The sequence below is a fragment of the Alkalimonas delamerensis genome (assembly GCF_030717955.1).
GTDB lineage: Bacteria > Pseudomonadota > Gammaproteobacteria > Enterobacterales > Alteromonadaceae > Alkalimonas > Alkalimonas delamerensis.
In genome coordinates, this window is record NZ_JAUZVY010000004.1 from 1 (window position 1) to 20590 (window position 20590).

19 protein-coding genes are annotated in these 20590 nt (G+C 52.6%); 8 read left to right on the plus strand and 11 right to left on the minus strand.

The features are described 5' to 3' along the window. Positions 1-199 precede the first annotated feature (199 nt). The 6 genes from Q3O59_RS10195 to Q3O59_RS10220 form a co-directional block, all read right to left on the minus strand. On the minus strand, positions 200-406 hold the full coding sequence (locus Q3O59_RS10195) for a (2Fe-2S)-binding protein (RefSeq protein ID WP_305945485.1): 207 nt from the start codon (positions 404-406) through the stop codon (positions 200-202). A gap of 274 nt (positions 407-680) precedes the next feature. Continuing rightward, on the minus strand, positions 681-1883 hold the full coding sequence (locus tag Q3O59_RS10200; protein ID WP_305945486.1) for an ABC transporter permease: 1203 nt from the start codon (positions 1881-1883) through the stop codon (positions 681-683). Then, the gene (locus tag Q3O59_RS10205) at positions 1883-2689 is read right to left on the minus strand and encodes an ABC transporter ATP-binding protein (RefSeq protein WP_305945487.1); all 807 of its coding nucleotides are present in this window, start codon (positions 2687-2689) and stop codon (positions 1883-1885) included. Before Q3O59_RS10205 ends, Q3O59_RS10200 begins: the two co-directional genes overlap by 1 nt. A gap of 398 nt (positions 2690-3087) precedes the next feature. Beyond that, a complete protein-coding gene (locus Q3O59_RS10210; RefSeq protein ID WP_305945488.1) occupies positions 3088-3738 on the minus strand; it encodes a hypothetical protein in 651 nt (216 codons plus the stop codon). 86 nt (positions 3739-3824) lie between these two features. After that, positions 3825-4388, minus strand: coding sequence for a hypothetical protein (locus Q3O59_RS10215; protein ID WP_305945489.1), 564 nt, complete (start codon positions 4386-4388; stop codon positions 3825-3827). Positions 4389-4709: 321 nt separating this feature from the next. Then, complete coding sequence (locus Q3O59_RS10220; RefSeq protein ID WP_305945490.1) at positions 4710-5531, minus strand: DUF3025 domain-containing protein; 822 nt, start codon at positions 5529-5531, stop codon at positions 4710-4712. Positions 5532-5683: 152 nt separating this feature from the next. On the opposite strand from Q3O59_RS10220, the gene asnB reads away from it, so the two are divergent. Further along, positions 5684-7348, plus strand: a complete 1665-nt coding sequence (gene asnB, locus Q3O59_RS10225) for an asparagine synthase B (protein WP_305945491.1) — start codon at positions 5684-5686, stop codon at positions 7346-7348. 81 nt (positions 7349-7429) lie between these two features. Here the strand turns inward: asnB and Q3O59_RS10230 are convergent, their stop codons facing one another. The 5 genes from Q3O59_RS10230 to Q3O59_RS10250 all read right to left on the minus strand — a co-directional run bounded on the left by Q3O59_RS10230 (position 7430) and on the right by Q3O59_RS10250 (position 14177). After that, the gene (locus Q3O59_RS10230) at positions 7430-7870 is read right to left on the minus strand and encodes a helix-turn-helix domain-containing protein (RefSeq protein WP_305945492.1); all 441 of its coding nucleotides are present in this window, start codon (positions 7868-7870) and stop codon (positions 7430-7432) included. Between the two features lie 10 nt (positions 7871-7880). Beyond that, complete coding sequence (locus tag Q3O59_RS10235; RefSeq protein WP_305945493.1) at positions 7881-8222, minus strand: DUF4258 domain-containing protein; 342 nt, start codon at positions 8220-8222, stop codon at positions 7881-7883. Positions 8223-8372: 150 nt separating this feature from the next. After that, complete coding sequence (locus Q3O59_RS10240) at positions 8373-10325, minus strand: methyl-accepting chemotaxis protein (protein ID WP_305945494.1); 1953 nt, start codon at positions 10323-10325, stop codon at positions 8373-8375. Between the two features lie 228 nt (positions 10326-10553). Continuing rightward, a complete protein-coding gene (locus Q3O59_RS10245; RefSeq protein WP_305945495.1) occupies positions 10554-12587 on the minus strand; it encodes a S9 family peptidase in 2034 nt (677 codons plus the stop codon). Between the two features lie 66 nt (positions 12588-12653). After that, entirely contained in the window at positions 12654-14177 is a 1524-nt protein-coding gene (locus Q3O59_RS10250; RefSeq protein ID WP_305945496.1) for a fumarate hydratase, read from the minus strand. Between the two features lie 138 nt (positions 14178-14315). Here Q3O59_RS10250 and pabB point away from each other — a divergent pair, with 138 nt between their 5' ends. The 7 genes from pabB to Q3O59_RS10285 all read left to right on the plus strand — a co-directional run bounded on the left by pabB (position 14316) and on the right by Q3O59_RS10285 (position 20547). Beyond that, positions 14316-15695, plus strand: coding sequence for an aminodeoxychorismate synthase component I (gene pabB, locus Q3O59_RS10255; protein WP_305945497.1), 1380 nt, complete (start codon positions 14316-14318; stop codon positions 15693-15695). Continuing rightward, a complete protein-coding gene (locus Q3O59_RS10260) occupies positions 15692-16291 on the plus strand; it encodes a CoA pyrophosphatase (RefSeq protein ID WP_305945498.1) in 600 nt (199 codons plus the stop codon). The genes pabB and Q3O59_RS10260 overlap by 4 nt, the downstream gene beginning before the upstream one ends. Before the next feature lie 66 nt (positions 16292-16357). After that, positions 16358-16834, plus strand: coding sequence for a YqhA family protein (locus Q3O59_RS10265; RefSeq protein WP_305945499.1), 477 nt, complete (start codon positions 16358-16360; stop codon positions 16832-16834). A gap of 154 nt (positions 16835-16988) precedes the next feature. Then, positions 16989-17270, plus strand: a complete 282-nt coding sequence (locus Q3O59_RS10270; RefSeq protein WP_305945500.1) for a CopG family ribbon-helix-helix protein — start codon at positions 16989-16991, stop codon at positions 17268-17270. After that, on the plus strand, positions 17270-17545 hold the full coding sequence (locus Q3O59_RS10275; protein ID WP_305945752.1) for a type II toxin-antitoxin system RelE/ParE family toxin: 276 nt from the start codon (positions 17270-17272) through the stop codon (positions 17543-17545). The genes Q3O59_RS10270 and Q3O59_RS10275 overlap by 1 nt, the downstream gene beginning before the upstream one ends. Before the next feature lie 199 nt (positions 17546-17744). Further along, positions 17745-18965, plus strand: coding sequence for a dipeptidase (locus Q3O59_RS10280; RefSeq protein WP_305945501.1), 1221 nt, complete (start codon positions 17745-17747; stop codon positions 18963-18965). Between the two features lie 205 nt (positions 18966-19170). Further along, on the plus strand, positions 19171-20547 hold the full coding sequence (locus Q3O59_RS10285) for an L-serine ammonia-lyase (RefSeq protein WP_305945753.1): 1377 nt from the start codon (positions 19171-19173) through the stop codon (positions 20545-20547). Positions 20548-20590: the final 43 nt, after the last annotated feature.

Below are 20590 nucleotides of genomic sequence, written 5' to 3' on the forward strand. Positions count from 1 at the left end.
GAGTGACAAAGAGCAGAGCGTCGCCAGACGAACCCTTCGGGCAGCGCTTGGCTGGCATTTCTACTGCGTTAAAGCTTGTTTCATGTAGAATAACTACACCTTACAACCTTTGCCTTGTATAAATACCAGCCAAGCAGCTGCAAAAACAAACAACAAAGGTCAACACGCCCTCAAAAGAATAGAGTGCATTAGCACTCGGTTAGGCAACCTGATGTGCCAGTTCAATGCCTTGCTGCGCTTGCAGCAGGGTTTCGTTGTGCAGGATCTGACTGGCCTGACAGGTGCACTGACCACAATGACTGCCAAGGCCGGTGCAAGCACGCAGCTCTCGAATGGAGCGAATGCCCTCGGCTACATGGCGTTTAATGGCTTTGTCGGTCACGGCTTTGCACAAACATACGTACATAGGATCACCTCATCAGTTGATGGGGTGATCCTAATCTAATTAATAACTATTATCAATAGTATTTATTGATTAAAAGCGGTAACGGCAGCTATGCTGCCTGGTAACTAGTTGCCAAAGGCAACGGTCACTAACTGGCTTTGCCAGCAGTCACTGCAGCGCAGCTGCTTGTCACTAGCCGCAAAGCGGCGGTCACTAGTTGCCAACGGCAACGGTCACTAGCGGGCTTTGCCAGCGGTAACTAGCCGCTATCCGGCGGTAACCGCAGCTCCACTGCCTAGCGAAACAACACCTTCTCCTGCTGGAACCAGTGCACACAAAATGCCACCAGGGCACCGGCAATCACCACCGTCGAAGCAAAGATCATCATCAGCATGCCGTAATCGACGGTGCCTTTGATCAGTTCCTTGATGGCCAGCGCCACGTTGGTCAAAGGGATCATCGCTGTGGTGGTGGTTAAATTCACCCCGGGCAAAATCGCGGCGACCAGCGGCATCAGTACCACAAAGGACAATGGGCTCATGTAGTTTTGCGCTTCTTTGAAGGTTTTGGCGTAGATGGAAATCGCCAGCAACAAGGAGGCAAAAATAGCCGAAATCGGCAGCAGCATCAGGAAAATCAACAACAGATCGGTTACCGAGATGCTGGCCATCACATTGGTAATGACATCAAAGCCGGTGAAGGAGCTGACAACCGCTGTCCAGATGCCAAAACTCACCACTGTTATTAAGGTGGTAGCAAGGCCTGTGGTTAGCACGGTGAAAAATTTTCCCAACACAATGGCGGTGCGGGTGACCGGGCAAATCAGCAAAGTTTCTAAGGTGCCCCGCTCTTTCTCACCGGCTCCCATGTCGATTGCCGGATAAGACGCGCCCATCAGGCAAATGGGGATCAGGATGTACGCAATAAAAGCGCCAATTTTTTCACCAATGTTTTCCCGGGTGTCGGCGGTGTCGACCCGGCGCAGCTCTACCGGTGTTAAAATGGCCTGCAGCCGATCCGGGTCCACCCCCAGCTGGCTTAAACTGGTCATCTGCAAGTCTTCGGTGTAGCGGCGCATCAACTCGCTAAAGTACTGGTACATAAAATCCAGCTGCGAAGACTGGTTGTAAATCAGTTGCCATTCGCTTTGCTCTACCGCGGCCTGGCGGGCTTGAAAATCCTCCGGGATCACCAGAGCCACATCAAAGTCACCGGCACGAATGGCGGCGATCAGTTGCTCCGGTTCGGTGAGCCCGGAGTCCACCTTCCGAAAGTTTTTATGATAAAACAAGGCTTCAGCAAATTGCGGTGCCTGCTCCGCATTGACAATCACATAGCGGTGTTCTTGCTGCATGGCTTTGCTGGTGGTGCTGGTGAGCACCAGAGCCATTACTCCGAAGAGCACCGGGAAAATCAGAATGGGCAATAAAATCACGAAGATCAGCGTTTTTTTGTCCCGCATCAATTCCATCAGTTCTTTCACGTACACTTGCCACATCAGGCTGCTCCTTGTGCCACAGCCGTTTCTGGCTGGTTAATGACGGATAAAAAAGCTTCACGCAGATCGCCACTGGCAGAGCGCTGTCGAAACCCCTCAATACTACCGGAAAAAGTGCTGATGCCTTGATCGATTACCACCACCCGGTCGCACAAGGACGCCACTTCGTCCAGATGATGGGTGGAGAAAATCACCGGTGTGTTCAGCACTTTCAGCGACTTGATAAAATCCAGCACCGTTTGCACCGTCATGATGTCCAGGCCGGTGGTTGGTTCATCCAGAATCACCACCTTGGGGCTGTGCACCACGGCTCGGGCAATGGCGGTTTTTTGTTTCATGCCGGTCGACATGTTGTCGGCCCGACGGTTGGCAAAGTCGTGCATGTTCAGCAAGGTGAACAGCTCATCGATGCGGCTGCGTAGCGCCTTTTCTTTCATGCCGTACAAACGGCCGAAATAAGCGATGTTTTCAAAAGCGGTGAGTTTGCCGTACAGGCCGGTATCGGCCGACAAGAAGCCAATTTGCTGACGGGCTTTCAGTGGCTGTTTCAGCACATCCACGCCATTGATCAGCACACTGCCGCTGTCGGGTTTTAATGCGGTGGAAAGCATCCGCAAGGTGGTGGTTTTACCGGCACCATTCGGGCCCAGTAAGCCCAATACCTCGCCCTGGTCGCAATGAAAGCTGACATCGCGTACCGAATGAAAGGCCGTTTTGCTGTAGCGTACATCCTGTTTTTCGCTTTCAGACAGCTTGGAGCCCTTGCCAATGGCAAAAGCTTTGGCCAGGTTCTTAATTTCTATCATCCACGAGTCCTTCTGGGTCTGAGTGGCTGAACAAAGATGACTAGCGTCATTTCTGCTGGCACCATGCTTGGTCTAGTCATGTAAACAAGGCTGTATTATTAAAGAGGACGGCATGAATAGCAATTTGCTTTGGCTATTTTCCGACAGCAAAAATGTAAGCAGATTTTAGAAGTTGCGACTTGTGAGAAGTTAGAAGGCACCAATGCTGTCATGGTGCCCTTTGGATTAAAGGTATTTGCAACGGGTGAAACACAGAGGGCGAATGATCCGCCAAATGTGCGTATGTCGGAATGCAAATTAAATTGCAGCGCCTCCTTGCCAAGGTTAAATCTTAATTGGATGTTGAGAGCCTGCTATCAAGTCGTTGTATACTTATCTGCTTACCATACCATTTGAGATCATTCCAGACGGATCGGGTTATCTTGGTATCGCCCTGACCAATGCGTGTTGGGTAATGCAACACACCATTGCCAAAACTTATCACTCACCGCTTCAAATTGCTCCGACGTTAATGTTTGCTGATGCGTCTCCAATAAGCCAAAGAAATACAACACTACATCTTTATCCAGATACCGACCTTTCTGTGCTTTGTAGCTAGCGACACGATCATTGTAATTACGCATTAAAGTTGAGTTTTCGAAGTTATACCCAGCGGCAATGAGCCTCGCTTCCCTCGTGTTTTCATGACATTTTCTGATTTGCATCACGACATTTTCGTTGCTCGATACCTTCTCTAGCTTTGCATGTGCCGTATACATTGCTTGCCAACCAGTCTCTCCCCCCAGTAGCTCTGCTGGAAAGAAGTTCGGATGCGACCAGTGGATCGCATGTTCAGCGACCAGCTCAGCTGCGCTGGTATTCCTGGAACCTGCTTTAACATTGCCGGTTCTATTATCAGTCTCTGACACCTCATGCGCTGCTACCGAAGCACCATTCTGTTCTTGAGGCTTGTGTGCAACATTGCTATCACCACACGCACTAAGCGCTATACAACTTACACACAGCATAAGCAAGGTACCTAGACGAAGTGTTTTTAAAGTAAAAGTCATGCGGTTCTCAATCTATGTTATAAAATTTAATAATTTGCTGTAGCAGAGAAACTCTGCACATGCCGTATTTTGGTTGCGCAGGTCATTTATTTTTTATTCAAAGGCTCCCCTTCACGCAGAAACTCTCGCCAGTTCGCATCGCCATCAGCTCGCCGCTGTGCGGCTTGGGTAAACAGCCAAACATCCAGCGAAATTAAACAATGTGACCAGAACTCATTTCTAACGTGACGTAACGCCGGGTCATTGTCGTTTTCAGGGTCAAGAGAACCGTTGTAGGTCTGATAAATTTTCTCTGCAAAGTTGTATACCAGCCAATCGCTAACCACAACTGAATCAATTGGACTTCCTTCTTTCATATGCTCATCAGGTTCATGACCACCATCTTTAAACAAGCCAATCTGCTCCGGCAAATCATAAATTGTCATCGAAAGACAGGTCATCATTTTTTCGTACATATGCTCATACCCATTCAATCTTGACTGATACAACTCTTTACGCGGAACAGGTTTTGACCAGTGGAAGTTCTGGTAATAACTCATATCTTCCGGTTGCAGTGGCTGGAATCGCCCGGTTACCGTTTGACTTGCGTTTAATGACAACGATAAGACGGTTAGTATCGATAGCGCTAAGAAGACAAGGGTTTTAAGCATTTACATCTCCAATTGCACAACCAGGTTCGCTCACCTGGTGGCAAACTACTGTTACTATTGTTGTTAGTGCGGTTTATTGTTGCTGCGATTGTAACCAAAACATTCTTTCCATGCTAGCCTTACATCAACACAACTCACCAGTTCACTTAACCATTAAACACATACACGTTTTTTTTGATTAACACTAAAGATAGAAGCCAAGTGGATGTTCACCCGCTCATTTCAAGCTATACAGGTGCACTACAGACACAGGGAACTGGCATTGACTATGTCGAAGTTCGTTTAGCAACAGGCACTACAGATGACAACCGGCGGGACGAGCTAACGGTTTCTTTTTGGTCGAAAGTAATCCAGGTTTTGGTAAAACGACAGCTGTTGATTGTCGGCATACCAGCCTGGAACACCCAATAGGGGCAAGGGGGTTAGCTGTGTTTTTTGCAGTAAGCACTCGGGCTGCTTGCCGATGCACTGCGAAAGCTCTGCATCCAAATGGGCGTATTGGCTGATGAGTGGCGAGCCACAAAAATCGTCTGGCACCTCGATAAACCAGCATTTGGCGGTTAAACCAATAAAAGGCTGGGTTGCCATTTCGTAGATGGCATGGCCAAACACCACAGGCCGGACTTGCTGCCACCACAGCGCTCGCCGCTGCCAGAAAACGTCGGTCCACTGATGCTGTTGCAATTGCTGCACCAGGCTGCGCTGAGCTGGGGTGTAGGCAATCAGCACGCCGCATTCATCCAGCAGGGTGATTTTATTGCGCAGTGGTGTGCGTGGGCTATGCCCTGCCCGCTCTATTTCCTGAATATGCAGCTGGTTCAGCAGTGCTTTGGTGCGGGGAAACAAGCACCAAATCAGACCACCAAAGAAATCGTGCCAGTTTTCAGCCCGGGTTGGGATTTGCTGGCTTGCATAAATATAGTCTTCGTAATAACGCCCATCGCGCTCCAGCAAGGCATTGGCGACAAATTCATAGCTGGTATCGGTGCGCTGTTGATTCAACCAGTCAGGGGTGGGCCAGTCGCGGCACCGGGACGGCTGAAACAGCTGCTGCAGATCGGCAAAGATGGGATTGCTTTGAAACAATTCGGCTTGCCAATTCGTCGGTGGCTGAAAACGAGGTTTTATTCGGTTGGACTGCATAAGCTCACTTGGTTGTCGCTGGCACTGAAAGTTTACCATGAAACAAAGCTACAAAAAGCACTTGCTTTTTCTACTGGGCATGGCACATTCAGGGGGTACGGATAGCCGTACATACTGCCAAACGAAATTCAATTAATTCTACAGAGGTGAACATGTGTTCGATATTTGGGGTGCTTGACATCAAGACTGATGTGAAAGCATTGCGCCAGCAGGCGCTGCAGTTATCTAAGTTGTTACGTCATCGTGGTCCGGACTGGTCTGGGATCTGGAATGACAATAATGCCATCCTGGCGCACGAGCGTCTGGCGATTGTAGATACTGAAAATGGTGCCCAACCTCTGATTAATGATCAACGAAATCACATTCTGGCAGTGAATGGTGAGATCTACAATCACAAGCAGCTGGAGAAGAACCTGGTATCGCCCTACGGTTTTAAAACCAAATCCGACTGCGAAGTGATTTTGCCGCTTTACCTGGAGCATGGCGTCAATTTTGTCGATATGCTGCACGGCATGTTTGCTTTTGTGCTGTACGACGCCGAGCAAGAGCGTTACCTGATTGCCCGCGATCACATTGGCATTATTCCGCTCTATTACGGCTACGATGAGCATGGTCAGCTGTTTGTTGCTTCCGAGCTAAAGGCTTTGGTGCCGGTGTGCAAACAAATCAAAGAGTTCCCGCCGGGACACATCTTTGACAGCAAGGTTGGCAAGCTGGAGCCATACTACCAGCGTGACTGGCAAAGCTACGATGCGGTCAAAGACAACCAGGCCGATGTGAAAGCCTTGCGTGACGCGCTGGAGCAAAGCGTGAAAAGCCATCTGATGTCGGATGTGCCTTACGGTGTGTTGTTATCCGGCGGTCTGGATTCTTCATTAATTTCCGCCATTGCCCAGCAATTTGCCAAGCGTCGGGTCGAAGACGACGACCAGACCGAAGCCTGGTGGCCCCGCCTGCACTCTTTTGCGGTGGGCTTGCCTGGCTCGCCGGATCTGGTGGCAGCACAAAAAGTGGCCGATGCCATTGGCACTGTGCACCACAATGTGCATTTTACGGTGCAAGAAGGCATGGATGCGATCCGTGATGTGATCTACTTCCTGGAAACTTACGATGTCACCACCATTCGGGCTTCGACCCCAATGTACTTGATGGCACGCAAAATCAAAGCCATGGGCATTAAGATGGTACTCTCGGGCGAAGGCTCGGATGAGATCTTTGGCGGCTACCTGTACTTCCATAAAGCGCCGAATGCCAAAGAGTTCCATGAAGAAACGCTGCGCAAAATCAGCCGGCTGCACATGTTTGACTGCAACCGTGCCAACAAGGCGATGTCGGCCTGGGGTATTGAGGCCCGGGTACCATTTTTGGACAAAACCTTTATGGATGTGGCAATGCGGCTAAACCCGGAAGCCAAGATGTGCGGCAACGGCAAGATGGAAAAACACATTCTGCGCCAGGCTTTCGATGGCTTGCTGCCGGATGAGATCCTGTGGCGGCAAAAAGAGCAGTTCTCGGATGGTGTTGGCTACAGCTGGATCGACAGCTTAAAAGCCCATGCTGAGCATGAAATCAGTGATCAGCAAATGGCCACCGCCAGCTTCCGTTTCCCGGTCAATACACCGGATACCAAAGAAGGCTATTACTACCGGGTGATCTTTGAAGAGCATTTCCCGCATGCCGGTGCTATTTCCTGCGTGCCAGGGGGCAAATCAGTGGCTTGCTCGACACCAGAAGCGTTGGCCTGGGATGCCAAGATGGCGGAAATGACCGATCCATCTGGCCGTGCAGTTCGTGATGTGCATACCGAAGCTTACTAAACACGGTTTGAAATAGAACAAGGGCGCTGAATCAGCGCCCTTGTTCTATGGTATAAATGGCTGGTGTTCTGACTTGGGTGACTAGATTGCAATTGCCCAATGATCTTCAACCTCCTCCAGACGAATCTCTTTTGCAGCTACTTCAGCCTCAGTATCCGCAAGTAGATCAAGAAAATAACTGACTGGACTATTTTTCTGCAAGCTTTCCATATACAAAGATCTTAAAGCAGCATCTGTGGTACGGGGAATTTTTGTCTGGCCTTTCTCATAACGAGCAATAGTCTGCTCATCCACGCCAAAACGTGTTGCAAGCATTTTCTGAGAGACATTCAGCTCAATACGTAGAAACTTAAACTCTTCATGTGTGAGTGGTTTTCGACTCTCGACAACAGCCTGAGCTATTGTGCTGTGAAGACCGTTCATATCATCAATGCTGGTAAACTCTTCACCATCGATTATTTCAACGGTAAAACCATTCTTAAGATACACATTGGATAAACCGCTTTCCGCGTAGTGGTACATACCAACCTCTTTATTCGATCCAGACAGTTACCAGAACTGACAGCGGACTGTCATGATGATTCTTGAGTGCAACGGTCAATTCAATCACTTTGCCTGCAGATAGCCCCTTCAGGTTAAACTTCCAATCTCCGTTTGCTTCTGGATATGGGCCTTCTCTGAAAACTGAATGCTTACTTTTAAGTAGTGTGATGACCTGCCCAGTAGTCACCCCGCGCTCAATCATGCGCTCCTTTACATGCTTACTCCATCGGATCCTGTGGGAGTAATTTTCTGCCAGATCATTTATTAGCTTTCTGGCTGTTTCTTCCGTAAGTGGAAATTCGTTCACACCTTTAGGCTTGTTCTTTCCCATGAAAAACCTATCAACTTGACACCTATCATTTTGATAGCAAAAGTTAGCACTGTCAACCAGTGCTTTAAGTTCATCCAATAGCTGTAGTTAGCCATTGGATAGGAAGTGATAGCTGGCAACACTGACATCGATGCCAGCCATCGTGGCTAATCAGACTTTAAACTGAGCGACCGAGCGGCCCAATTGATTGGCCAACCCCAACAAGTCGCGGGTGCTGCCCGCCACCTGACTGATGGCGGTGCTGTTTTCTTCGGCCGAAGCGCTTAAACGGCTGATGCCTTCGGCCAGGGTGGCTGAGACGGTGGTTTGCTCCTCGGCGGCACTGGCGGTTTGCCCCATCAACTCTTTTAAGGTGGCCAGTCGCTGATCGATTTCTTCAGCGGAGTCGACCATCAGGCTGGCGTCTTCTGCCGTTTTGGCCGACTCGTTGGCACAAATTTCCGAATGTTTTGCCAGTGATTGCGACTGGCCACGAATGCCATGCAACACCGCTGAGATATCCTGAATGGCATCTTGCACTTTGCCAGCCAGTTGCCGCACTTCATCGGATACTACCGCAAAGCCACGGCCATGTTCACCGGCCCGGGCTGCTTCTATCGCGGCGTTTAATGCCAGCAAGTTGGTTTGCTCGGCAATGGCGTTGATGACCTCCAGTACCTGGCCTACTTTCTGGCTGTCGTTTTCCAGCGCCCGAACCTGCTGATGGATCTCCGCAAAGCTGTCCAGGGTTTTACGAAGACTGCGCTGGCTGCTGCCAAGGTTGTGCTGCAATTGCTCAGATGCACCTTTGCAACCTTGCAGCTCAGTTAAGGCTTTGCTGGTGTTTTGGCCAATTTCCGCCGCAGCATAACTCATTTCCTCGATGGCCGTTGCCAGCATGTCGGTTTCTTTTGCCTGCAGTTGAATGCTGCCATCGGCCTGGGTGATGGCGGCTGAGTTTTGCTCGGCTGTCATTTCCAGTTGCTGACCAACCCCAATCAGTTGTTGCACCAACTGCCGCAAGCTCTGCTGCATCCGAGCCAGCCACCCCATCAGATGTTTGTCTTTGTCTTGCGACTCCAGCGGTGTGGTTAAGTCCCCAGCAGCAATCACGCTGGTCAGGCGGCACATCAGCTCCGGCTCACCACCGAGCGGTCCCAACACAAAACGGCAAACCTGATGAGCCGCAACAAAGGCCAGCACAATAGCCAACAGACAAATCAGCACGCCAACCCACAGCATACGCTGCGCCGGTGCCAGCACTTCGGCCCGGTCAATTTCGGCCAACAGCGCCCAACGGACACCGAAAACATCGAGCGGAGCAAAAGCTGAAACCACCCAATTGCCGTTGTAATCGACCACCGCTTGAACCCCGCTTTGCCCTGCCAATGCAAGATGCACCACCTCGGTATCCACCCCATTGGCCTGCACTGTGCCGGCAAAGGATGCCTGCACCGTTCGTTGTTGTGGATCCAAAAAGGAATCGGAGCGCATGCGAAAATCACTGCCCACCAGGTAGGTTTCGCCGCTTTGCCCCATGCCTTCACGGATCTGCATCACCTGGTTGATTTTGTCTATCGACAGCTGCACCGCTACGGTATAGACGCCGTCATGCAGTTGAAGCTGACGGCCCAGAAAAGCCGCGGCTTCACCGTTGGAGGGAGCGTAAGGAGAAAAGTCTTCCATCACAATGCTGCTGTGCTGCTGGCTGCGCTGCAGCAAACGCGCCAAACCAGATTCCCGGTAAGGGCCGTGCCGCAGATTGGTCTGGTAATCGGATTCACGCTCGACGGTGTAGATAATGTTGCCCTGCGGATCTATCACAAAAATATCGTAAAAACCAAGCTGCTGGTTAAGCTGCACAAACAAGGCATGCTGTTGCTCGATGCCACTGAGTGTCTGCATGGCTTGCACTGTGGCAGCAACCACTTCCAGGCCATCAGCAAACTCCGTGAGCATCGACTGAATCTGTTGTTGCTTAATTTCACGCACGGACGTCAGGCTTGCTTCGGCTTGCTGATACAAAGCACTGTGTGCCAGGTAAGTAATCACGGCAGTGGCCATGATCATTGGAAAGAGCACTATAAACAGACTGATCCATTTGACTTTTGCTGCAAACGACATCGCGTTCTCCTTAAAATCCGTTTTTACCACCACAGGGTTGTGGAGGCTGTGTTTCAGGAACAGTCTGAATCAGGATGATGATTTCTTCTCTGCGGGATTATGATATTGTTATGATAAAAAACAGATAACATTGATATCACATTAGTTGCAATTTACCTAATAAAGAAAAAGCGCCCACAGGCGCTTTTGGTGTTTCCCTGTACCGCCAAGACGGCCGGGAGGAAGCGATTATTCGGCCGTAAAGCGTTTCATCCAGTCGAAGACCTCGTTGTACCAACGTACCCGATTGGCCGGCTGCTGGATCCAGTGATTCTCATCGGGGAAAATCACCAAGCGCGATTCGATGCCTTTGCGCTGCAAATTGGTAAAGGCGCCCAGTCCCTGTGCGTAGGGCACCCGGTAATCTTTTAAACCGTGGATCACCAGCATCGGCGTTTGCCAGTTGTCGGCATAAGCCGCCGGGTTGAATTTGGCGTAATCGGAGTCCTCATCCCAGGCGGTACCGCCCAAGTCAAATTCCGGGAAAAACAACTCTTCCGTGCTGCTGTAAAAGCTTGGCATGTCGTACAAACCGGCATGATTGACCAGACAGCGGAAAGCATCCGGCCATTTGCCGGCAAACCAGTTCATCATGTAACCACCGTAGGAAGCCCCCAGCGCACAGGCGCGGTCGCCATCAATCCAGGGGTAAGCGCTTTGCACGTATTCAAAGCCTTTTTGCAAGTCGACCAAGGGCTTGCCGCCCCAGTCGCGGCTGATGGAGTCGGTAAAAGCCTGGCCATAACCGGTGGAACCATGAAAGTCGACCATCACCACGACATAGCCCTGCGCTGCCCACAGCTGCGCATTCCAGCGGTAATGGAACATATTGCCAAAGCTGCCCTGAGGACCGCCGTGCACCAGGTACGCCAGCGGGTAGCGCTTGCTGGCGTCAAAGTTGACCGGTTTGACCAGGTAGCCGTAGACGGTGTTGCCTTCCCAGCCCGCAAAGCTAAATTGCTCAAAGTCGCCAAAGGCAATGCCTTCCAGCAAGGGGCCGTTGACATGGGTGAGCTGTTGCAAGCGGCTGCCATCGGGCTGAATCTGATAAATCTCCGTCGGCTGGTTCAGACGATGATTGCTAAAGACGATGCGATCAGCCGCCACATTTAAATGGCCGGCGGTACCATCGCCATACACCTTACGCACATCGCCAAAGCTGGTGTTGATGGCGTAAATACTGACCTGGCCGACATCCTGCGTGGTGACATAGATGGTGCGGTTATCGGGTCCAAACTGGTACGAATAGATGGAGCGGTCCCAATCTTCAGTCAGTACCGTGCGTTGATTGGTGACCTGATCGAGCAGCACCAGCCGGCGCCGGTCGGATTCCGCTTGCGGTGTGGTCATGGCCAGGTAGGCCATAAAGCGGCCGTCCGGTGAAAAGGATGGATGCGAGTCCCAGGCCGGGTTGTCGGCGGTGAGATTTTTCTTCTCACCCCCTTCGATGCTGACCTCAAAAATATCGAAGTTGGTGTGCCAGCTTTCATCCACACCCGGCATCTTGGCACTGAACACCAGATGCTGTTGATCCGGTGTGAAGGCCACTTCGTTGATGCCGGCAATGTCGCTGTTCCAATCGGGCATCAGGTTGCGTGCATCGGTCACCGGCTTGGTATCCAGGCTGGCAACAAAAAGGTGCGTGCGGTAGCCATCGAGCCAGCGATCCCAGTGCCGCACCATCAGCTGGTCGTACACCATGGCTGTATCGTCACGGGCGGCATCAGCCGCTTGTGCTTTTAAGGTGCAGGCAATATCGCCGCAGCCTGGCTTGTGCCGAAGCGCCAATGCCAGCAATTTACCATCGGCAGAGAGCTGAAAGCCCTGCACTGGCAACGGCAGATCGGTGACTTGCTGCGCTTCGCCCCCAGCTAAATTAAGGCGCCATACCTGGTTGGAGCCGGTACGGTCGGCCAAAAAATAAATAGCACTGCCATCGGCAGCCCAGCGCACCTGGTGCTCACGGCTGCTGTTTTGTGTCAGCCTTTGCACGCTGTTGTTGCGGCTAAAGTCCATCAGGTAGAGATCATGGCTGCTATCGGCCGGCTTAACACCACCGTTTTTTTGTGCAAACACCAGCTGATTGCCGCCCGGCGCCAACACAATATCGCTCAATTGATTGAACTGCGCCAGATGCTCCACCTGCAAGGGTGTTTTGGTGCTGGCCTGCAGACCAAAGCCGGCTATCAGCATGGCTGAGAGCGTCACGAAACTAATTTTCATAGTAGCTTCCCCTGGTTAAAAAAAACCTGCAAGCAAGGCTTGCAGGTTCGGATGCTTTGCACGCTTTTATTTCGCGTCAGCCATTTCTTCTATTTTTACTTTCCAAATCGCCGGGCCTTGTTTGTGCACATTGTTGCCCTGGCTATCCACCGCCACGGTCACCGGCATATCTTCCACTTCAAACTCGTAGATGGCTTCCATCCCCAAGTCTTCAAAGGCCACCACCCGGGCTTTTTTAATGGCTTTGGACACCAGGTAAGCGGCGCCGCCAACGGCCATTAAGTAGACAGCTTTGTGCTGCTTGATGCTTTCCACCGTGGCATCGCCGCGCTCGGATTTGCCAATCATCCCGAGCAAACCGGTTTGCGACAGCATCATGTCGGTGAATTTGTCCATCCGGGTGGCGGTGGTGGGGCCGGCCGGGCCGACCACTTCATCGCCCACTGCATCGACCGGGCCGACGTAGTAGATAAACTTGTTTTTCAAATCGACGCCTTCTGGCAAACCTTCGCCTTTATTTAAGCGATCGGCAATGCGCTTGTGGGCGGCATCGCGGCCGGTCAGCATCTTGCCGCTGAGCAGCACGGTTTCACCGGCTTGCCAGCTTTGCACCTCTTCCGGGGTGATGGTATCCAGATTCACCCGGCGCACATTGCTGCCAAGCTCCCAGGTCACTTGCGGCCAGTCTTCCAGCTTGGGCGGCTTGATATCGGCCGGGCCTGAGCCATCCAGGTGGAAATGCACGTGGCGGGTTGCGGCGCAGTTTGGGATCATGGCCACTGGCAAGGAAGCGGCATGGGTCGGTACGCTTTTGATTTTAATGTCCACCACTGTGGTTAAACCACCGAGGCCCTGAGCACCAATGCCGAGCTGATTGACTTTTTCGTACAGCTCTAACCGCAGTTTTTCTTCGGCGGTTTCGGCGCCTTTGTCAATCAGCTGCTGAATATCAACCGGGTCCATCAAGGACTCTTTGGCCAGCACGGCGGCTTTTTCTGCGGTACCACCGATGCCGATGCCCAGCATGCCTGGCGGACACCAGCCAGCGCCCATTTTCGGCAAGGATTCCAGCACCCAATCGACGATGGAGTCGGATGGATTCAGCATCACCATTTTGGTTTTGTTTTCCGAGCCACCGCCTTTGGCGGCAATCATCACTTCGACCTGATCACCGGCCACTAGATCGATGTGCACCACAGCCGGAGTGTTGTCGCGCGTGTTTTTTCGGGCGCCAGCCGGATCGGCCACGATGGAGGCGCGCAATGGGTTGTCCGGGTTGTTGTAAGCACGGCGGGTGCCTTCGTCGACCATTTGTTGCACCGTCAAATCGGTTTTGTCCCACTTGACGTCCATGCCGACTTTAACAAAGCAGGTGACAATGCCGGTGTCCTGACAAATCGGCCGATGGCCTTCGGCCGACATCCGTGAGTTAATCAGGATTTGCGCGATGGCATCTTTGGCCGCCTTGTTCTGCTCTTTGTGGTAGGCCTTTTCCAGCGCCTGAATAAAATCCAGCGGATGGTAGTACGAAATGTACTGCAATGCATCTTCAATGCTGTCGATAAAGTCTTGCTGGCGGATGACGGTCATCTGAAATCTGTCCTCTGTCGTAATCACTGCTTCAGGCAGTCGTTCTATCTTTGTTGGTCGGCTGGTATCATACAACGCATCAAAAACAGCGGCCAGAGTTTCATCGATACAACCTTGGTCGTGCAATGGGATATTTGCATGCAGCATTACCATATTATTGGCGACGCCCCGACCGATTTGCTGGATTTTTTTGCCCCGCTGGCCCAGCAGCCCTGGGCAATACTGCTGGATTCGGCAGGTCCGATCGGTAAAAACAACCGTTTTGATGTGCTGGCGGCAGAGCCGGTTTGCACCATCGAGGCCAAAGATGGCCATACAGTGCTGACCGATGCACAAGGCAGCCATCACTACCAGGAGCATCCATTAACCGTGGTCAAGGCCGCCCTGAAGTGCTACTTCCCTACCCCCGCCCCCAAACTCGACTTGCCCTTTCAAGGCGGGGCTTTGGGGTATTTCGGCTATGATCTTGGTCGCTACAGTGAGCAGATACCGGATACAGCGAGCAAAGATCTGCCGCTGCCGGATATGGCCATCGGCATTTACCTCTGGGCTTTGGTGCTGGATAAAGAGAAGCAACAGCTGTGGTACCTCGATTATCGCGGCGATGCCGAACAAAACTGGAGCAAACTCAATAACCGCCTTAGCCAGTACCCGCCCAATTCCACGCCCTTTGCTCTGACCAGTGATTGGCAGGCCAATATGGACAAAGCCGGCTACCAAGCCCGCTTTGAGCAAGTGCATCAGCACCTGCTGGCCGGTAATTGCTATCAGATTAATCTGGCGCAGCGTTTTAGCGCCGGTTATCAGGGCAGTGAATGGCAAGCATATCGAAAACTGCGTGCAGCCAATGCCGCGCCATTTTCTGCCTTTATGCGCTTACCCGAAGGCTGCGTGCTGAGTATTTCACCGGAGCGCTTTTTGCAGCTGCATGGCCGCAAGGTCGAAACCAAACCGATTAAAGGCACCAAACCGCGCCACAGTAATGCCAAACTGGATGCCGAGGCAGCGGAGGCGCTGCGCAATTCGCCAAAAGATCGCGCCGAAAACGTGATGATTGTCGATTTGCTGCGCAATGACTTAGGCCGGGTGGCTGAGCCTGGCAGTGTGCGGGTACCGGATTTGTTTGCCATTGAAAGCTACCCGGCGGTGCACCATCTGGTCAGCACGGTCAGCGCCGAGCTATCAACGGGGCTGGATGCCACCGATTTGCTGCTGGCCGCTTTTCCGGGCGGCTCCATTACCGGCGCACCAAAAATCAGCGCCATGACCATTATTGAACAGTTAGAACCGCATCGCCGCTCGGTGTACTGCGGCTCCATCGGTTACATCGACCAAAGCGGTGACATGGACACCAACATCGCCATCCGCACCCTAGTGGCCTGCAACGGCCAGCTGCATTGCTGGGCCGGTGGTGGCATTGTGGCCGACTCAGAAGCCGACAGCGAGTATCAGGAAACACTGGATAAAGTGCATAAAATTCTGCCTACCCTAAAAGCCACTGCGGAATCGCAGGCATGAATTACTCCACCGATTGGCTGCTGTCCCGCTTTGTCACTCAAATGCCGCCCAAGGCGGCTGTGGGGTTGCGCAATCAAGGCCAGGCTCAGCGGGCTGCGGTACTGCTGCCCCTGCTGGAAGGACCTAAGGGCTTGGAGCTGGTGCTCACCAAAAGAGCGGCACACCTTAAACATCACCCCGGCCAAATCAGCTTTCCCGGTGGTCGCATCGAAGCCGGTGAAAGCAGCAAAGCGGCGGCACTGCGTGAAGCCGAGGAAGAGGTAGGCCTTAATCCCGATGATGTCACCATTTTGGGCCAGCTGCCGCCTCAGGCCACCAGCACCGGCTTTGTGATTGAGCCCTGGCTCAGCCTGGTGCATGCTCCACCCCGCTGGCAGCTGCAACTGGATGAAGTGGCCGATATTTATCATGCCCCGCTGCAAGAGCTGTGGCAAACTGAACGCTGGCAAGCCTGGGATTGGCAGTACCGGGGCAAACGGCATCCGGTGTATTTTCTGCACTGGCAACAGCAGCTGATCTGGGGCGCAACTGCGGCTATTTTGCATCGGTTACGGCAGCAGTTGGGGAGTCCTGTGAGCAGTACTCATCCCCTCTAGGGAACCATGCGATTGGCGCACGTTCAAATCGGACAGTGCCGACGGGACAAATCAAAGGAGTTTTTGATGGAAAAAATTCTGCAAAGCAGCCGCATTCTGGTGATTTTGACCATTGTGGTCTGTGCCGCTTCGGCCTGTCTGCTCTATGCCGCCAGCGTTTCCATTGTGTATGGTGTGATTGTCGATACGGTGGTTCAAATCCCGGTCAAAGCGGATGAAGGCAAACGTTTGGCTGTCAAGCTGCTAAAAGTACTGGATACGCTGCTGATTGCGCTGACCTTTCAAATCATTGCCTCAGCCTTGTACAGACTCTTTTTAACCAAAACGGTCGAGCGGGATAAAGGCCTGCTAAAAGCACTGGACATCAAAAGCTTTCACGACTTAAAAATCACCCTGATGCAGGTCGCCTCGGTGATTCTGGTGATTTTGTTTCTGGAGCAAGCGGTGGAGGTGGGCGCAACACTGGAAACCCTGTATTTTGGCCTGGCCATCGGCTTTGTGGTGTTAACCTCGATGATTGCCGCCCGCTTGATGAATCATTAACGCTTGCTGTGAATGACCGGTTTCTGAGGATAAACCAAGGCCCAAACTACTTTCCAACTTAGGCTGAGATCGTTTTACCAGAGTCTATTGAACAAGAGTCGATGAATCACTATGATTAACTTTGAATCATAATTAATCAGCAGGGGCATGACTTATGAAAAGCAATAGCTCAACTTCAGAAACCAAGGTTTTGACAGCTCATGTGCCTTTACCGCTGGCAGAGAAAGTTGACCAACTGGCAAACCGACTGGAGCGTTCACGCGGCTGGATCATTAAACAAGCCCTGGCTGCCTGGGTTGCTCAGGAAGAAGAGCAGGATCGTCTGACACGCGAGGCACTGGCGGATGTAGATGCTGGCCGGGTAATTGACCATCAGGCAGTGCAGGCCTGGGCGGAAAGCCTTGCTACCGAGCACTCTTTACCTCTGCCCCGATGATGGAGCTGAAGTGGACCAGTAAGGCACTGTCTGATGTGGTGCGGCTGTATGATTTTCTGGCGCAAACCAATCCGCTCGCGGCGGCACGTGCAGTTCAGTCATTGACCGAAGCACCCTCTTGCTTACGCAGTAATCCTCGTCTTGGTGAACAGTTGTTTCAATTCGAACCTCGCGAAGTCAGACGAATATTTCTGGCAGAGTACGAAGTTCGCTATGAAATCCTTGATGCAACCATTTACATCCTCAGGCTGTGGCATACCAGGGAGCATCGCTAGCCAACAACTTTGGAACCGGCAGTACCCGCTGTACTTTGTGCGTTTACACAGCAACTGACATGCACAACCGCCAGCCCCTCACCCGGTTCAACCTTTGCCAACCGTAAATTATCCGATCTATCTGGTACTGCTTTTCCAGCAACGGTATGCTACCTCTGATTTTTTGCAAAATAACAACAATCAGGAACAGGAGCATTCTATGTCAAAACTCTTCAGCGCCTTAGCAGCCAGCTCGTTGCTGCTGATGGGCTCGGCGCTGGCCGAGCGTCAGCCGCGCGAGGTCAGTGAACGCGAAGCCTGGGAGCTGCATTCCCGCGTCATCACACTGGATACCCATGTCGATATTGGCCGCGGCTATGCCACACCACAGTTGGATCCGGGCGTGATGACCCGGGCTCAGGTCGATTTACCCAAAATGCGGGCCGGTGGTCTGGATGCCGCTTTTTTCATTGTCTACGTGGCCCAGGGCAGCTTAACCGAGCAAGGCTACGCCAATGCCCGCCAGCGCGCTGAAGACAGCTACCAGGCCATTAAACGGATGACCCGGGCCTATCGCGACCAAATCGGTCTGGCCCGCACCGCCGATGAAGTGGAAGCCTTGCATGCCGAGGGCAAGCTTGTGGCGCTGATTGGCATGGAAAACGCTTACCCGCTGGGCACCAGCGTCGATGAGATCCCACTTTGGGCCGAGCGCGGCGTCCGCTATGTCGGCATTACCCACATGGGCAACAATCAATTTGGTGGCAGCTCCAACCCACGGTTGGATCAAGGCGATAAACCGGATCAGGGCTTAACCGACTTGGGCCGTGAACTGGTTAAAAAGCTGAACGATTACGGCATCATGGTGGATATTTCCCATGTCGGTAAACGCAGCTCGCTGGAAGCCATGGCATTGTCCCGTGCGCCGGTCATTGCCTCGCATTCCGGCGTGACCGGTGTGCACCCAAACCTGCGCAACCTGGATGATGAGCAGCTTGATGCCATCAAAGCCAATGGCGGTGTGGCGCAAATGGTGGCGTTTCGCAGCTATGTTGCAGCAGTTGACCCACGCATTCAGCGCGGCCAGGACGAATTGCGGCAGCGCTATTTGTCAGCCGGCTGGAGCGGTGCCAGCGATGCCGATGTTCAGGCGTACATGGACGGACTGGCTGAGCTGCGCCGCACCTACCAGGATGTGACCTTAGCCCAGTTTATCGATCACATCGATTACGCTGTCGATCGCATCGGCATTGAGCATGTCGGCATTGTGTCGGATTTTGATGGAGGCGGCGGGGTTGAAGGCTGGGATGATGCCACCGAAACCATCAACGTCACCTGGGAGCTGATGCGCCGCGGATACAGCGAAGACGAGATCCGCGCACTCTGGTCCGGCAATGTGCTGCGGGTGATGCGGGCGGTCGAAGCCGCAGCCAAGCACTAAAAAGGCCCCCCTTGGATCGCGGGGAGACTGGTTCTCCCCGCTTTCAAAAAAATCATTAGAATATTTCATGTAAAGTCCAGCTGACAGTACTGGTGCGACTTTGCAGCCGTAACCTGCCCTGACCAGTTTCAGCATGACTTACAGCCTGACCACCTTTGGTATACAATCGGACTATTCTGTCTGAATTCACTTTATTTTACTTATGATTATCAGCGCCTTCGATATGTTCAGCATTGGCATTGGTCCATCCAGCTCGCACACCGTGGGCCCGATGCGGGCTGCCTACCAGTTCACCGAGCACTTAAAACAAGCTGGGCTTTTGTCGCAAGTCAGCCGCCTGAAAGTAGAGCTCTATGGCTCTTTGGGCCAGACCGGCATCGGCCACGGTACCGGCAAAGCAGTGATTCTGGGGTTAAGTGGTTTTTTGCCGGAAAGCATTGACCCGGACCTGATCCCGGCACTGCTGGAGCAGGTGCACAAAGAGCAAAGCTTGCAGCTGGGCCAACAGCAGGCGGTGAAGTTTCCACGTGAAGGCGCCATTACCTTTCATCGCCGCAAAACCTTAAAAGAGCACTCCAACGGCATGGAGCTGGTGGCCTGGGACGGCGACACCGAGTTGCTGCGCGAGGTCTACTTTTCCATTGGCGGTGGCTTTATTGTCAAGGCCGAGGACTTTGCCCGCGAAAAAGAAGCGGCCAGCCAGTTTGCTGCCGACAATCCGCCGCCCTTTCCGTTTGAAAGCGCCACCGAGTTGTTGGCTCTGTGCAAAGAACACGGTTTGTCGATTGCCAGCCTGATGCTGGAAAATGAAAAAGTGCTGCGCAGCCCGGAGCAAATCAAAAACGAGCTGTTTCATATCTGGCAAACCATGCGCGATTGCATTGAGCGCGGCATTCGCACCGAGGGCGTCTTGCCGGGTGGGCTTAAGGTAAAGCGCCGGGCGCCATCTTTGTACCGACGGCTCAGTGTGGAAAAAAGCTCGGATCCTTTGCAGGTAATGGATTGGGTGAATCTGTTTGCCCTGGCGGTGAACGAAGAAAACGCAGCCGGTGGCCGGGTGGTCACGGCTCCTACCAATGGCGCCGCCGGTATTATTCCAGCAGTCTTGATGTATTACGACAAGTTTATTCAGCCGGTCACTGCCGACATTGCCGTGCGTTATCTGCTGACAGCTGCTGCCATTGGTATTTTGTACAAAAAGAATGCTTCGATTTCCGGCGCCGAAGTTGGCTGTCAGGGCGAGGTGGGCGTGGCTTGCTCGATGGCCGCCGGCGCTTTAACCGAGATCCTGGGCGGCTCGGTCAGCCATGTCGAAAATGCCGCCGAAATTGGCATGGAGCACAATTTAGGCCTGACTTGTGATCCGGTTGGTGGCCTGGTGCAAGTACCCTGCATTGAGCGCAATGCGATGGGGGCGGTGAAAGCCATCAATGCCTCCCGGCTGGCACTGCGGGGCAGCGGCGATCACAAGGTATCGCTGGATAAAGTGATTAAAACCATGTGGGACACCGGCAAGGACATGCAAACCAAGTACAAAGAAACCTCGCGCGGTGGTCTCGCCGTGAACATTATTGAGTGTTAGAGCAACAAGCTCTAGTAAAAAAGCCCCTGAATTCAGGGGCTTT